At 60.7% G+C, this 13,577-nt stretch carries 11 protein-coding genes; all 11 read right to left on the reverse strand.

Annotated elements, in window-relative coordinates:
* Positions 1-4: 4 nt before the first annotated feature.
* The 11 genes from AC3B5A_RS03390 to AC3B5A_RS03440 all read right to left on the reverse strand — a co-directional run bounded on the left by AC3B5A_RS03390 (position 5) and on the right by AC3B5A_RS03440 (position 13,546).
* Positions 5-1,018, reverse strand: a complete 1,014-nt coding sequence (locus tag AC3B5A_RS03390) for a prephenate dehydrogenase (protein ID WP_489798861.1) — start codon at positions 1,016-1,018, stop codon at positions 5-7.
* Positions 1,012-2,091 (reverse strand): prephenate dehydratase, encoded by a 1,080-nt coding sequence (locus AC3B5A_RS03395; protein ID WP_489798972.1) that lies wholly within the window; start codon positions 2,089-2,091, stop codon positions 1,012-1,014. The genes AC3B5A_RS03390 and AC3B5A_RS03395 overlap by 7 nt, the downstream gene beginning before the upstream one ends.
* A gap of 116 nt (positions 2,092-2,207) precedes the next feature.
* Positions 2,208-2,696 carry an alcohol dehydrogenase gene (locus AC3B5A_RS03400; RefSeq protein WP_489798863.1) on the reverse strand — a complete coding sequence of 163 codons (489 nt, stop codon included), beginning with the start codon at positions 2,694-2,696 and terminating at the stop codon, positions 2,208-2,210.
* 123 nt (positions 2,697-2,819) lie between these two features.
* Positions 2,820-3,797: a sortase gene (locus AC3B5A_RS03405; protein WP_489798865.1), complete on the reverse strand. Its 978-nt coding sequence runs from the start codon at positions 3,795-3,797 to the stop codon at positions 2,820-2,822.
* A gap of 20 nt (positions 3,798-3,817) precedes the next feature.
* Complete coding sequence (locus AC3B5A_RS03410; protein ID WP_489798867.1) at positions 3,818-5,500, reverse strand: hypothetical protein; 1,683 nt, start codon at positions 5,498-5,500, stop codon at positions 3,818-3,820.
* A 435-nt stretch (positions 5,501-5,935) separates the two neighbouring features.
* Positions 5,936-7,864, reverse strand: a complete 1,929-nt coding sequence (gene typA / locus AC3B5A_RS03415; RefSeq protein WP_489798869.1) for a translational GTPase TypA — start codon at positions 7,862-7,864, stop codon at positions 5,936-5,938.
* Positions 7,865-7,981: 117 nt separating this feature from the next.
* Positions 7,982-8,554 (reverse strand): SMC-Scp complex subunit ScpB, encoded by a 573-nt coding sequence (scpB, locus tag AC3B5A_RS03420; protein WP_489798973.1) that lies wholly within the window; start codon positions 8,552-8,554, stop codon positions 7,982-7,984.
* Between the two features lie 224 nt (positions 8,555-8,778).
* The gene (locus AC3B5A_RS03425) at positions 8,779-9,651 is read right to left on the reverse strand and encodes a segregation and condensation protein A (protein ID WP_489798871.1); all 873 of its coding nucleotides are present in this window, start codon (positions 9,649-9,651) and stop codon (positions 8,779-8,781) included.
* A gap of 20 nt (positions 9,652-9,671) precedes the next feature.
* Positions 9,672-10,511 carry a ParA family protein gene (locus tag AC3B5A_RS03430; protein ID WP_489798873.1) on the reverse strand — a complete coding sequence of 280 codons (840 nt, stop codon included), beginning with the start codon at positions 10,509-10,511 and terminating at the stop codon, positions 9,672-9,674.
* Positions 10,512-10,602: 91 nt separating this feature from the next.
* Positions 10,603-11,532, reverse strand: coding sequence for a site-specific tyrosine recombinase XerD (xerD, locus tag AC3B5A_RS03435; RefSeq protein ID WP_489798875.1), 930 nt, complete (start codon positions 11,530-11,532; stop codon positions 10,603-10,605).
* Positions 11,533-11,662: 130 nt separating this feature from the next.
* Positions 11,663-13,546, reverse strand: a complete 1,884-nt coding sequence (locus AC3B5A_RS03440) for an isopeptide-forming domain-containing fimbrial protein (RefSeq protein WP_489798876.1) — start codon at positions 13,544-13,546, stop codon at positions 11,663-11,665.
* Positions 13,547-13,577: the final 31 nt, after the last annotated feature.

Below are 13,577 nucleotides of genomic sequence, written 5' to 3' on the forward strand. Positions count from 1 at the left end.
AACGTTACTGCAGTGCGGAACGTCGCTGTACCAGTAGACCACCGTCCTGATTGAAGCCCACAATATGTTCGCCGGCTCGAGCCAATTCCAGCAGTTGCTCTTGCCAATCGCACCGGTCCACCTCGACCGCTCGGACAGGACCGAACTCCCCCGCTGCCGATTGCGCGCGCTGCCGCGCTTTGAAGTCTCGGAACGGCTGACCTTGAGCAAAGAATTCAGTAAGGGTCTGGCTCTCGCCGCTTTCCAACGCTTGCGCCACACCGGTAAGCCGGTCGGCCATGGCACGTGCAAGCTGCGCCACGTTTTCACTGTCCTCTTCGATCATGGCGCGGGTTCGATGGGGATCGGTGAGCGCCACGCGTGTCATGTCCCGCCAACTGCCGGCAGCCAACGCCACGGCGATATTGCACTCTGAGCTGGAGACCAGAGTATTGACCATGGCAGTGGCCACGGCATGCGGCATGTGCGAGATCATGGCTGCGGCACGGTCGTGGGTGGCATCATCGAGCACGATGATGCGGTTGCCCACGGATTGCACAACAAGCCGGGCGACCTGCTCGAACCGCCAATATTCGGTGTCCCGGTCAACCGTGAGCGCCCACAAGGCTTCATCGAACAGTGCGGGATCGGCCGCGGCGAACCCGGAATGTTCGTTGCCTGCCATGGGGTGCGCCCCCACATAACAGTCAGCAAGCCCTGCGTCTTCGACCTGCTCGCGCACCTGCCCTTTCACACTGCCTACATCGCTCAATGTGGTGGTCTGCGGGTTAAGCACCGGTTTGAGGGCATGCAACATGTCTGGCATGACGCTGAGCGGATTGCAGAGCATGAGCACGTCCGGCTCCGCCAACGCCACATTCTCGAGCCTGTCCATGCAGTCGATGCCTGCTTGGCGCGCCGCAGCATACGGTTCAGGACGATGATTCCATGCCACCACGCGCACGCCGCGAGCCACGAGCCGTTTGGCCAACGACCCGCCGATGAGTCCCAGCCCTGCAATGCCAACCGTCGTCACCATAACAGCTCCTCCTGCCACTCACTCATGCCCGCATCCGCAAGTCCGGCCACATCATCACCGTGTGCATGTGCAGTGCCGGTATGTTCGCAACTCTCGGCACTGCCACGCGCACCGCCTTGCGGCAGCATCCACGCGCTCACCGGCGGATTCGGCCGCTCTCCGCGCGGATAGACGGCCAGGGTCTTGGCCCAGTCACCGGCGGAGACGATACGTTCGAGCACACTGCGGAACTGCGGTTGCCATGGCGCGGCGTCGAGGGTGACGATGAAGCTGTAGGTTCCCTCATGACCTTTGATGGGGCGCGAGATGAAGCTGGTCATATTCAGCCCGGCATCGCGTATGGTGTCCAGCAGGTTGGCAAGCACGCCGGGGCCGGTATGCAACGGCACCACGGTGACAACCGTTTCAAAACGCTCCATGCCTTGAGCACGCATGTCACGCAGCCTGGAGACGACTTGCCGACGGGGTGCCACCACCACAAAATCGGTGCGGGCGCCGTCATAGTCCTGCACGCCGGTCTCCAATGTTTCCAAGCCATACAAATCACCGCATATGGACGGTCCCAAAGCCACCTGACCGGGCTTGATGTCGCGGCATGCCGCCGCGTTGGAAGCGGCGGGCACAGACGACAGACCTCGACGTTGGGCAAAGTTGGAGCATTGCGCCAACCCGTGCGGGTGGGCACTCACCTCATGCAGCACAGTGCCAGCCGGCGAGGCAGCATGCTGCGCCATGCGATTGTCCCGCAGCGTCCCCTCTTCGGGACGAACGAACGCATCGAAGGTGATATCGATGCCAAGGCGCAGCATGCCGGCAGTGCCTGCCGCATCGATAAGCATGTCGAGATTGGGCATGACATAGCCTTCGACGTTGTTTTCCAACGCCAGCACACCCCAGCCTTCGCCGTGTTCCACATGTTCCATGATCTGCACGGCGGTGCCGCACGGTTCAGGTTTCAGGCCCTGCTCCCCCAATGCACGGACGGCTTCGAGCGCCGCCTGGTGCGTGAACGAACCTTCGGGCCCAAGGAAATACAACGGTGTGACGGCACGCGATGCGACGGTGCCCTGCATGCCCGGTTCCGGCTGTGACGTGTGCGCGGTGTGTGCTGCGCGGTCCGCATGCGCAGAATCGGTCATATCGGTCATATCTGTGATATCTGCCGTGTCTGTCATATTTGCCATACGGTTCATACGGTTATCATCCCATCTTTCCCGCGCTCCACCGCACCACCGGAGACAAACCGGCGAGGCACCATCAACACCGCCACCTGCACAATGATGGCACCGAACGTCCAGAAATATCCGGCGTTCTGACTGAAGAACGGCACTTTTCCGCCGAAGCCGATGGGTGCGAGAATGTCTCCGGTCACACCGAACAGAAACAGCGCTGACACCACGGACGAGACAATAAGGTGCACCGCCAGGCCAACCGCACCGCTGCGCGCCCGGGCAGCCCATGCTGACATGCCCACTACCGTCAACGCCAACAGCAGGCCGTACGGCACGTTGGCCGAAGCTCCTGCCCGATGCACCAGCGTGCCCACAAACGCCACCGCAGCACCGGCCGCAGCACACACCAGCAGACGAGCCCACGCCGGAATCCTATGGCTCCACGGCGCTGGCTCCTCGTCTTGTGGTACCGCCATATGCCGCACCGTATCCTGAGAAGTTCCCATACGCCAAGTATGCCTCACCGGGTTGTCAGCCATAAATTCGGCACCGGAAAGGCCGCGACGGCGCGTATACGTTCAGCGGCGGCGAGCTCACTTGACCATACGGCATTGCTCGCTACGGTATAGCTAGCTGCGGTATGGGTCACCGGAATGGTAGGCGCGCATGGAGGGAGCACCGATTCGGTCGCATGCCAGAACGGCCAGCCACAGTCCCACAATGGCAAGCAACGCCCCGGAGCGCGTGTTGTCGCGCTGCGAAGACGGCACGCTTGCAGGGGCATTGACCCGATGCCCAGTGACGAGCAGACGGGCGGAGTTGACGAACATCGGCGTGCAGGTTTCCAGCGTGAGCAGATCCCGACCGGGAACCGGTTCGAGACTAGTGCCGTCGGTGTTGGCTCCGACTTGGCGCACACTCTCGACGCGATACCACAAATCACCTGCCGCACCGCCTTTGATGCACAGCAGATCGCCCTTGACAAGCTCGCCCAAACGTATAAAATCACTGAATTCTCCGGCACCACGATGGCCGGAGATGATGGCACGGGTGCCTTTGCCGCCCACGGGCAGCGAACTGTTGTAGAGATGACCTGCGGAACCATCGGCCAAGGCCTCGTCGTCGGCGCCATGGCTGATGGGCATGTCCACACTGATTTTCGGGATGACGATGCGTCCCATCTGCTCGCCCGGCAGCAGATTCTGGTAGCGCGAATCGGAACGTCCTGTCAAATCCGCACCATAGGGAGGATTGGAGGAACGACCTGGAATGACGCCGTTCTCTTCCGTCAAAGTCACGTTGTATCTGTGGGCGTCAGCGACCAAAGCCCGGGCCGCAGGACTGCTGGGATGTGCACCTGCGTCATGTGAGGAGCCATCGCCATTGAGAGCCGCGGGAGTAAGCCACACCACCAGTGCTGCCGCGCACGCACACACCACTGTGGCCACCCAAAGCAGCGTGCGAGTGCGCGCGGACGCATGCAGCCGTACGCTGCGCCGAGCACCATGCACATGGCGAACCGCTGCACTCGAACGCTTATGGCGCGGCGAGGCAGGCCGGGCGGCGACGCGATCTGCAGCGCCACCCGACCTATCATGCCGTGCCATAACTACCCATTCCTGATGGTTCAGAAGCCCAAGGACTGACCGGAATTCTGGCGCTTGTGGCGCGACAGCAGCGCGGCGAGCAGCACCAGCAGAATAGCAAGCACCACAACGGCCAGCGCCAAATCCTTGAGATACTTGGAACCGGTCTGCGGCAGCTCGGTCAGTGAGGAGATGTTGGCGATGGTGACGAGTGCGTATTTCTCGCCAACCGATGGATCGAGTCTCACAATCAAACTACTTGGGGTGCTGTTTGCCTTGTCTTCGGTGATATTGCCCCTCTGGTCAACATCGAATCCGAATTCGACCGGCACCGGAAGTATGTGATCGTTCCCGGGAACAAACTGAACCAGCTTGTATTTGCCGGTACCGAAGTTGTTGATTTCCGTTATGCCGTTGATTCCGGTGTTCACATACCCGGCATCCGCCTCATCCGTTTCGTCGTAGCCAGTGAACGGGTAAGTGCCATTCTCATCATTGGAGAACTGAGGGACGTACTTGATGTATTTGTTCGTCCCCAAATCCAGCATTTTGAATTGTGCACCAGCCACCGCTTGGTCCTGCTGCGCAAAATCCACAGCCTTGATATCGATGTCGGAAGTCCACAGATTATCGGTTGCCGTGTAATTGGTGCCGCCATTATTAGCACCATAGTATGCAATATTCAATGCACAGTTTATGGCGTCGGGGCTGGCAGCTCCAGCAGCGACAGTTCCGGCGAAGGGACGGTCCGTCAAATTCTTGTAGGTGACGGAAATGTCGATCTTGCGCGAAAGCAGGTTATCCAGCTGGGTTATCGTCGGCTTCCAAGTCACCGACGCACCGCTGTAATCCGCATTCCTTGTCTGATTGATGACCGGCTTGGCATCGTTAATGCTTACAAATTGGCCGGAGTCACCGCGATAATATGCCGTTGCATCCTTGATATCCACATATTTCGGGAACCTGATGGTGGCGGTGATACCGTTTGCCGTTCCTATCGCAGGCGTGGTAAACGTCACGTTCGCCGTATACCGCATACCGGTCGTCAAGGCCATATCGCCAGCCGGGTCGCCCTTCACGTACGTTTTGCGGGTCTGTCCGAAGGGGACATGGCTGATGGTGAGTTGCGAATCAGTGCTCTTCACGGTCACCTGGCCTAGAGGAGACGAGAAACCATTCTCCCAGTTCAGCTGCGTACCGTTATCGTCAACCGTGGTACCTTCTATCATCGGATGGCCTTGGGAGTCGGCGATGAGGTACACGCCTTGAGGCAAGGATACGCTGAGTTTGCCCTGATTGGTGGTCTGCTTGGACAGAGTGGCCGAAGGCGCACCGGACGCACCAAGCGCTTTGCCCAGTTTTGCCGAATCGACGGCACGATCGCTATCGCTTGCCTTCAGTAATTCGCCTACAAAACTGATGTCTTTCGAATGCTGGGAGATGCCGGCCTGCGAGCCGATCCACTGGTCTACAGAGTCGCTGACTTTGTCAACAAAGAGCGACCTCACGGTCTTGGGAGTTGCATCGGTCAGCTCGATGTTGGAGTATGAACCAATCTGGTAAAAGTCAAACGAGTGACCACTCAAGGATTCGCCACCCACGCCGCTGATGGTGAGATTTGGCGTCGCCGAACTGGGGGACGGGGCCGCGCTTGCCGTCACGCATCCTCCTGCAAGCGAGGCGGTAGCTATCAGTGCCGCTGCAGCAGCGCTGAGCCTTTTCATAAGTCGGGATTTCATTGTTCTCCTACTCTTCTCTTGTGCTGACGCCGATACGATCCGGGCCGGATACCGACTTGGCGGCGGAACGATGCGCAGCATGCAACGTGTGCCTTACAGCACTACGCACAATAGTGTAGGAAGAAAGCGTTATTTAATTAGTCGCCAGTAAGCTATATGTGTAATTAGTAAGAAAAATCATAGTTCAGAAGTGGTTTTAAAGCAGCTTTCGCACAGTATTTGTCGCAATTCCATTGGTTATTCTATGCATATTTGCCTATTTACTGAGAAAGCCGTCTGCCAGCGTACAAGGGCAAACACAACAAACCGGACGTCATTCTCCACAGCGCACATAGAACCAGGAGTCGCCGTTCACCACAGACAAAAGCGCCGCCCACCTCTACAATAAGGTGGACGGCACTCAAGCCCAGGTGCTGCGAACTACTTGTTCTTAGCGGCGTTCTGGCGGCGCTGCTTGGCATGCCACTTGTACCACTCGTCACGGTTCAGAATCACCTTGCGCACACGCACGGATTCCGGCGTCACCTCAACACACTCATCCTCGTTGGCAAAGTCGAGCGACTCCTCCAAGCTCATCTGGATAGGCGGGGTGAGGGTCTCGAGCACGTCGGCGGTGGCGGAGCGCATGTTGGTCATGTGCTTGGCCAAGGTCACGTTCACATCAAGCTCCTCAGGCTTGTTGTTCACACCGACCACCTGGCCCTCATAGACCGTGGACTGCGGCTGGATGAAGAAGTTGCCGCGAGCCTGCAGGCGCTGCATGGCGTACGGGGTGGCGGTGCCCTGACGGTCGGCGACCATCGAACCGTTCTGGCGGGTGGAAATCTCGCCGGCCCACGGGGCATAGCCCGCGGAGATGGAGCTGGAGATGCCGGTGCCGCGGGTGGCGGTGAGCAGCGCGGTACGGAAGCCGATGAGGCCACGGGAAGGCACGGTGAACTCCATACGCACCCAGCCGGAGCCATGGTTGCTCATCGAGTCCATACGCCCCTTGCGGTCGGCCATGAGCTGCGTGACGGCGCCCATGTACTCTTCCGGCACGTCGATGGTGTCCGCTTCCATAGGTTCGTTGATCTTGCCGTCGATGGTCTTGGTGACCACCTGCGGGCGGCCGACGGTCAGCTCGTAGCCCTCGCGGCGCATCTGCTCGGCCAGGATGGCCAGCGCCAGCTCGCCGCGGCCTTGCACTTCCCAGGCATCGGGACGGTCTGTAGGCTCCACCTTGATGGAAACGTTGCCGATGAGCTCGCGGTCGAGGCGATCCTTGATCATGCGTGCGGTGAGCTTGTGATCCTTGCCCTCGGTGCCGGCGATCGGCGAATCGTTGATGCCGAAGGTCATGGAAATGGCCGGGTCGTCCACGTGAATGAGCGGCAGGGGCTTGGGATCGGACTGGTCAACGATGGTCTCGCCGATCATGATGTCGTTCACGCCTGCCACAGCCACGATGTCTCCGGGACCGGCCTGCTCTACAGGAGTACGCTCCAGACCCTGCGTGCGCAGAATCTCGGTGAGCTTGAAATGTTCGATGGAGCCGTCCACACGGGACAGACCGTACTGCTTGCCTTTCTCCAGCGTGCCGTTGTAGATGCGCACGAGACCCAGACGGCCCAGATAGTCGGAGGAGTCGATATTGGTGACGTGTGCCTGCAGCGCCGCACCTTCCTCATACTCGGGGGCGGGAATGTTGGAGATAATGGTGTCGAAGAGCGGTTCCAGGTCCTTGTTGTCCGGTTCGCCGCCGTCCTCGGGCTGATTGCGCGAAGCGAAGCCCGCCTTGGCCGCGCAGTAGATGACCGGCAGATCCAACAGGGAATCGAGGTCGAGATCCACGCCCTCTTCGATCACATCCTGCGCCAAGCCGAGCAGCAAGTCGGTGGTCTCGGAGACCACTTCGGAGATACGCGCATCGGGGCGATCCACCTTGTTGACGCACAGAATGACGGGCAGCTTGGCCTCAAGCGCCTTGCGCAGCACAAAGCGGGTCTGCGGCAGCGGGCCTTCGGAGGCGTCCACCAGCAGCACCACACCATCGACCATGGAGATGCCGCGCTCCACCTCGCCGCCGAAGTCGGCGTGGCCGGGGGTGTCGATGATGTTGAGGGTGATGCCATCGGGCTCGCCGTACTTCTCAGCCAACGGGCCGTGATATTCCACAGCCGTGTTCTTGGCGAGGATGGTGATGCCCTTCTCACGCTCCAAATCGTTGGAATCCATCACACGATCCGGCACCTCTTCGCGCTCGGAGAACACATGCGACTGCTGAAGCATGGCGTTGACCAGCGTGGTCTTGCCGTGATCGACGTGAGCCACGATCGCCACATTTCGAATATCACCACGTACCGCCATAAAAAGCCTCTCCTACTCACCTGTTCTGATGTTGTTCGGTAACAATCTGACATGCCCTCCAGATGGAAAGCATAAACCTTCACCATGGTAACGAGACATTGTGACAGTTCGCACCATCTACAAGCCCTGAGCGAGCGGATCAACCTCAACGCCGGCCTGATCGAGCACCTCGCCGGCCCGGGGCATGAACGGTGCCAACTGCGGCAGATCATCCAAGGATTCCAGACCCATATGGTCAAGGAACAACGCCGACGTGACCAGCAACGCCGCACGAGAGTCGGGGTCCACACCGGATTCAAGTACCAGCCCTCGCGCGGTCAAGGAGCGAATCACGCCATCGGAGTTGACTCCACGAATAGCGGCCACACGCGCTCTGGTGACCGGCTGCTGGTAAGCGATGATAGCCAAGGCTTCCAGTGCGGCCTGCGACAGTTTTGCGCTCTGCCCATCAGTGACGAAGGAAGAGACGACCGGCTGGAATACCGCCCGGCTGCCAAACTGCCATCCGCGAGCGGAATGCCGCAGCTCGAACCCGTGGAATCCACTGCCCGGTGCGGTGCCGTCGTAACTTGCAGCCAACGACTGAAGCGCCTGAGATACGCGAGCTACCCCCACACCGAGCACCCGTGCCAGATTCTCGTCGCTCTGCGGCTCATCGGCCGCCATGAGCACCGCTTCGAGGCATGCCATGAGACCTCCGGGGAAGTCATCCACGTCACATGCGCCCTCCCCCGCCGACACCCCTCGGTAGAGCACACCCTGCACGCCGACCGTGCCTTGGGCGGCATCACCATCCAAGACATCAGAACCCACGGCGGCAGTACCCATATCGTTGACGTCCGTGTTATCACCGCCGGTGGTATCGCCGTCCATGGCATCACCGTCTACAGTATCGCCCTGTGCATACTCGTCAATCATGAAAAGTCATCCTCACTGATGTCCATCTCAACACCGTTCGTGCCGTCGGTCGCCGAACCGTTCGCCGCACCGTCGCGCGACCAGCGCAGGTGCAGGTCCTCGAATGGACCGTCCTGCCGGTAGCGCAACAATCCCTGTTTGAAGAACAGGAGCAGCGACAGAAACCGAGCCACCACCTCGAGTCTGCTCGCCCCCTGCACCAGCTCGTCGAAGGTGAGCGACTCGCCCTGAGGCAATGCGCGCAGACGGGAACCTACTATGCGTAACTGGGCTTTCAAGTCCACTTTGGAGACGTGGAGCTGCCGTACCGAAACTTGGGGAGCAGGCGCGTTGCGCATCACCTGTGCGGCCAAACTCGCCAACTCTTGAGGGCTCATTGTCCATTCCAGTTCCGGCAATGCGTCCCGGCTTGCCGAATCGAGGGCGGCAGGATGGGCGTATCTGCCGGCATTGCCTTGCATACGCTCACGAAAGTCGCTGGCGGCACCCTTGAACGCGCGGTACTGCACCAGTCTGGCAAAGAGCATGTCGCGTTCACGCAGCGCCTCCAAGCTCTGCTCGTCGCGCTCCTCATCGAGCCCCCCAGGCAGCAGGGCCACGCTTTTGGCTTCCACCAATATGGACGCAACGTCGATGAAGGCACTGGCCTCATCCATATTGCGACTCAGGTCGAGCGAGCGCACGTAGTCAAGAAATTCCTCGGTGATGGCGAACAGGGATATCTGGGTCAGTTCCAGCTTGTTGTTGGCGATCATGGAAAGCAGCGCGTCGAACGGGCCGGCATAAGCTGGAAGATCGACCATGAAGCCGGTGGCATGCTCCTGCGTTCGCAGCGTGCCGTCCGAACCCTGCGAACCATCGCCGCGCATGCTGCCGCCTTCGCTCGAGGTCAGTCGATCACGCCACGGGCGATGAGTTCGCGAGCGGTCTCGCGGTATTCCTTCGCCGTCTTGTGTTCCGGGGCGTAGATGGTGATGGGGGCCGCGGCCACCGTGGAATCCGGCAGCTTGATGGAACGGGAGATAACCGAATGCAGCACTTCGTCGCCGAACGCCTCGTAGATGCGCTGCAACACCTCTTCACTGTGCAACGTGCGGGTATACATGGTGACCAGCACGCCGAAAATCTGCAAGTCAGGGTTGATGCGGCTGCGCACCTTCTCGATGGACTGCATGAGCAGCGCCACACCACGCAACGCGAAGAACTCGGCCGCCAGCGGGATGACCACGCCATCGGCAGCAGCGAGCGCGTTGACGGTGAGCAAGCCAAGGGAAGGCTGGCAGTCCACGATGATGACGTCGTACTCGTCCTTCACTTGGCGCAGCACGCCGGAAAGAATCTGCTCGCGCCCGACCTCGGAGACAAGCTGAACCTCGGCGGCGGACAGATCGATGTTGGCCGGGATGATGTCCAGGTTCTCGAAGCTGGTGTGCTGAACCACGTCGTGCACATCAACCGAAGCGTCGAACAAAGCAGTGTAGATGGTGTTCTCCACACTGTTGGCATTAAAGCCCAAGCCCACCGTTGCCGCGCCCTGCGGGTCGAAATCGACGATGAGCACGCGCCGGCCGTACTGGCTGAGCGCACCGCCGATGTTGATGGAGCTGGTGGTCTTGCCGACACCGCCCTTTTGGTTGCACATGGCAATCACTCGCGCCGGGCCGCGATGAGTCAGCGGCTCCGGCGCCGGGAAGGTCTCATATTCTCGTCCAAGCAAATCGGTAGGCATGCGCTTAGTCTAGCAAAGGGTGTGCTCACCGTCTGGTGCGGCTGGGCACAGCGCCGCACTGCACCCGCAAAACCTGTCGTTACGCACGGCTTCATGCGCGCGGATGCGAAGCAGCATACATCTCGATGAGGTTCTCCGGGCTGACATGCGTGTAAATCTGCGTGGTGGTCACCGAAGCATGCCCCAGCAACTCCTGCACCGTGCGCACGTCGGCGCCGCCTTGGATGAGATGCGTGGCGAACGAATGACGCAGGGTATGCGGGTGGAGAGGCCTGGACAGGTCTGCCCGCTTGCCTGCGGATTCCACCACCTCCCACACCGACTGGCGCGACATGCGCCTGCCCCGCTTGTTCAGGAACACCGCCTCACGCTCCACGGTGGCCTTGCCCCTCCCCTCCAGCACCGCCCGCGCCCGGGAAATATAGCGCTGCAATGCCGAAACGGCGTGGCCTCCCATCGGCACGAGACGTTGCTTCGAGCCTTTTCCGGTCAATCGCACCAACGCTTCGGTGAAGTCGATGTCGGCCAGGTTCGTCCCCACAGCCTCGGAGACACGGCAGCCGGTGGCATAGAGGAACTCCATCAACGCCTTGTCGCGCAGCTGCACCGGGTCGTCGCCCTCCCCGGGGTTCACCGCGTCCATGAGCGCGCTCACCTCGTCGACGGAAAGCACGTCAGGCAGCTTGCCGGCGGACTTGGGAGCCTTAATCTTTGCCGATACGTCGGCCTCTACAACGCCTTGGGAGAGCGCGAACTTGTGGAACTCGTGGATACTGGCCAGATGCCGAGCCCTGCTGTGCCCACCTTTGCCCTGCTCATCGAGTACGACCATGTAGTTTTCGATGTCGCGGGCGTCCACGTCACTCAGTTTGTCGATGCCGCGATCCGCCAGCCAACCGGTGTACCGCTGCAGGTCGGCGGTGTAGGCCTGCACGGTGGCGGCTGCAAGTCCTCGCTCCACACCGGTATGGGTGAGGAATTGCTCAAGCAGCCCGGCGTATGCGCCTGCTGTAACACTCATGGTTGTCATCGTAACATTGCCGATCGGTACACACGACGAGGCGGCGACACCGCATGTGCAGTGTCGCCGCCTCCGGAAGGGCTTGGGAAACGCCGCTTGCGCCACGTTCCCGTCAGCCCTCATATGCCGCTCAGGCCTCTTGACTCAACGCCTTTTCGCCACGACGGGTGAAGACGTAGATGGCGCCTGCGCCCATGAGCAGCACGGCAATTGTGAGACCTGCCACAATCACTCCGGCACCGCCGGTCATCGGCAGCTGGGAGAAGGATGTGACCTCACGAACCTGGATGACGTGGGTCGCGTTCTCGGCTGCTGTCCAAGTGCCCGCGGTGACCAAGCTCCAATCATCAGTGGTGTTGCTGTAGGCCGGAGCCTCGAGCGTGTTCGGCGCGTCGGTGCTGATGGTCACGTGGAAGGTGGACTTCCACGCGGCACCGAACCCGGCGGGAACCTCGGTCTGCACTACCTTGTAGGTACCGGCGGCAAGACCGTCGACGTGCAGCTGGCCCTTGGCGCGGGAGGCGCGGGTCACACCGTCGGAGGGGTGCAGGTCGGCAGTGGCGTTGGTGTTGGCCTGGTTGGCTGCCTTCTTGTAGTCTCCGGTGGCGCCGTCACGCAGGAACTTGACGGTGGTTCCGTTGGGATCGACCACTTGGAAGGTGCCTCCGACCAGCTTGTTGTTGGCATCGGACTTGGCCACGTTCTCGAGGGTGAAGCCGTAGAAGTGGATCTTCACCTGTCCGTCGGGGTCGTCCCTGTTGTCAACGGTGCCCACGGTGCCGCCGTTGCCGTCCACGTCCGTGGGCTGGTTGGCGGAATCGTTGGAGTACTCGAGCATGATGCCGTTGCCGAGGTTGGCCGGGTCGGCCTGGTCGGTGACCTGCATCTTGTAGTCCACGCGAATGGTCTGGCCGTAGTGGTCCGGGTTGAGCTTCACAATGCCGCGGGAGAGGTTGAAGACGATGTGGTCGCCTTCGGCCGCAGGAGCGGTGACGGTGTAGTCGGTGCCGGCAACCAGTGTGGTTTGCAGCGCATTGACGTCATACACACCCACCGTCACGGACTCCGGGTCGAACTGCAGGCCCTTGGTCGGGGTATCGGTGAGTTGGTACTTGTAATACGTGAAGCCAGTGGTCAGCGGGACGCTGCCGGTGATGCGGAAGTCGAGCATGTCGCCGATGGAGGCGGAGCTGTCCTTGGCGGCGGAACCGTTGGAAATCATCTCCTTCTTGACGATGGGGGTATCGCTCTTGAGCGATACCACGCCGAGGGAAGGCTCGCCGTTGCCGCCGAAGTCGTCGTACTCCGTGTTGTCGCCGAGCACCTTCGTGCCCACCAGCATGGGGATGGCAGCCGAGGTGTTGGTCGCTCCCACCGCCGTGTTGCCGGCGTCACCGGTGGTGTCGATCACCAGGTACATGCCCATCGGCAGTCCGGAGAAGACAGCCGTTCCTGCGGCGTCGTCGGCACCGGTAGCCGTGACGGTGGCCACCGGGGTGGTCGCCTTGTTCAGTTCCGCCTTGAACCCTGCGGTTCCCACCAGGTTGGTGACGAACTTACGCAGGTCGCCGTCCCAGGCCTTGTTGTGGTTGTTCGAGGTTTCGTCGGAGTTGCCTGCCACGGACTCGGAGTGGAAACCGAGCCACTTGTTGGCCACCGCACCGAGCGGGTTGCCTTGGAACTGCGAGGGCAGTGCCTCTCCACTGACCGTCGTATAGGCGTCGGTCATTTCGGTGAGCAATGCGGAACGGTTGGAGGACACGTTCACGGACTTCAGCGCAGGGCCTTCATGCGTCGCGCCACCGTAGGTGGACAGACGCACCGCCTTGAACTGGTGCTCGCGCAACGCCGAGTTCGTGCCGTTCACGGTGATGGTGGTCGAGTTGGCTGTACCATCGGCCAACACAACCTGTTCTTCGGCCGCCGAAGCCGCCGGTGCAAAGGCGAGCAGCGTAGCAGCTGCCGCCGCGATTCCTACGAGAGCCTTGGCTCCCTGGCTTACATACCTGTTCATTTTCTTATCTCCTTCTCATTAACGCATCATT

The organism is Bifidobacterium sp. ESL1133, from assembly GCF_058107325.1.

Bases quoted from the DNA above. Each gene is read 5' to 3' on its own strand.
- typA (WP_489798869.1), bottom strand. From the start codon at position 7,864: ATGGCGGTACGTGGTGATATTCGAAATGTGGCGATCGTGGCTCACGTC.
- xerD (WP_489798875.1), bottom strand. From the start codon at position 11,532: ATGAGTGTTACAGCAGGCGCATACGCCGGGCTGCTTGAGCAATTCCTC.
- AC3B5A_RS03390 (WP_489798861.1), bottom strand. From the start codon at position 1,018: ATGGTGACGACGGTTGGCATTGCAGGGCTGGGACTCATCGGCGGGTCG.
- scpB (WP_489798973.1), bottom strand. From the start codon at position 8,554: ATGGCATGCCTCGAAGCGGTGCTCATGGCGGCCGATGAGCCGCAGAGC.
- AC3B5A_RS03395 (WP_489798972.1), bottom strand. From the start codon at position 2,091: ATGCAGGGCACCGTCGCATCGCGTGCCGTCACACCGTTGTATTTCCTT.
- AC3B5A_RS03425 (WP_489798871.1), bottom strand. From the start codon at position 9,651: ATGCGCGGCGATGGTTCGCAGGGTTCGGACGGCACGCTGCGAACGCAG.
- AC3B5A_RS03400 (WP_489798863.1), bottom strand. From the start codon at position 2,696: ATGGGAACTTCTCAGGATACGGTGCGGCATATGGCGGTACCACAAGAC.
- AC3B5A_RS03440 (WP_489798876.1), bottom strand. From the start codon at position 13,546: ATGAACAGGTATGTAAGCCAGGGAGCCAAGGCTCTCGTAGGAATCGCG.
- AC3B5A_RS03430 (WP_489798873.1), bottom strand. From the start codon at position 10,511: ATGCCTACCGATTTGCTTGGACGAGAATATGAGACCTTCCCGGCGCCG.
- AC3B5A_RS03410 (WP_489798867.1), bottom strand. From the start codon at position 5,500: ATGAAAAGGCTCAGCGCTGCTGCAGCGGCACTGATAGCTACCGCCTCG.
- AC3B5A_RS03405 (WP_489798865.1), bottom strand. From the start codon at position 3,797: ATGGCACGGCATGATAGGTCGGGTGGCGCTGCAGATCGCGTCGCCGCC.